This window comes from Methylobacterium aerolatum (genome assembly GCF_022179085.1).
GTDB classification, from domain to species: domain Bacteria; phylum Pseudomonadota; class Alphaproteobacteria; order Rhizobiales; family Beijerinckiaceae; genus Methylobacterium; species Methylobacterium aerolatum.
This window is the reverse complement of sequence record NZ_BPQE01000064.1, coordinates 1-1093: the sequence shown is the minus strand read 5'-3', so window position 1 is coordinate 1093 and position 1093 is coordinate 1. Positions and strand designations below refer to the sequence as shown.

2 pseudogenes are annotated in these 1093 nt (G+C 61.3%); both read right to left on the bottom strand.

Going from position 1 to position 1093, the window contains the following annotated elements:
• Window positions 1-460 precede the first annotated feature (460 nt).
• Window positions 461-571, bottom strand: a pseudogene (locus MFF06_RS22570) (ATP-binding protein); the annotation flags it as partial.
• A gap of 206 nt (window positions 572-777) precedes the next feature.
• Window positions 778-1093 (bottom strand): annotated as a pseudogene (locus MFF06_RS22565) (HNH endonuclease); the annotation flags it as partial.

The window sequence follows — 1093 nt, the reverse complement described above, 5'->3', positions numbered from 1 at the left end:
CGATAAGCACGTCCAAAGGCGTCCAAACCTTTCAGCTTTTTGGAAGAAAAACCCGACAGGAATTCTGTTGTCAGACAAACGTGCTTCCGGCACTGCCCTGGCACCGCTTCCAAGCTTTCCTTAACTGGCTTGTCCTAAGGTCTCGCAGTCGGCTCCCGCCTTGACCTGTCGAGGGGCTCGGCATAGCAGCGCGGTCCTCCCTGGTCAGGTCGAGGACCGCGCGGCTAAGGCACTGAGCGCGGAAGCTGAGAAAGCCTCGGTGACGACACGGCCCGTGGACGGGCAGAACCAGACCGCGTCGTCAGAGGCTCTTTGGTCTCCAAGCCACTCCAAGTTGGCGGATTATGGTTAAGTAATTGTTATCGGATCGCGACATGGCTTCGCGCTGCTAGGGCCGCGCCGGGGGCAGCAAGGTCGGTAAGGGTGATCGCGCCGCCCGCTTTGGCCGCCCCCAATCCCCTCAGCTCGCGTTGCCGGTCTCCAAGATCTCGCAGTGATGGGTGAGACGGTCGAGCAGCGCCGTCGTCATCTTGGCGTCGCCAAACACGCTCGGCCACTCGCCGAACGGCAGGAGATCTACGAGGCGCCGCATCCGGAGACGCGCTCGGTAACTGAGCGCGGAGGCCCGGGTCGAGGAAAAACGGTCGCCAAATTGGCGACCGTTTCCACCGAGCGCTTCACCGCCGCGACGGCGAAGGCGACGGGCCGCAGCGAGCGCGTGGGACGACGCGGCAGAAGGCCTTCCCCAAGACAGGGTGTTCTAACGATAAGGGGCTTTCACGAGCGTGATCGAACTAGCCGACGGAAGCCTTCAAGATCTCCGGGATCGTCGTATCGGTGGATCATCCTGTGGCAGTTGGCGCATAGCACAGCGAAATCGTGCTCTAGGGCGAGTTCCGAGTCCTCATCTTTCGGTAAAGATGCGACCGGGCGCAGGTGGTGAGCTTCTATAAAGCCCCGTCCGATTGAGCCGTAGCGCTCCTCAAAATCGAGATCGCAGGCCTGACAGCGGTATCCATGACGCCTTTTGGCCATGGCCGAAGCTTGGGTTTCGCGTTCAAGCCTCCTGTGCTCCTGGTAGCAAGGATGCTCG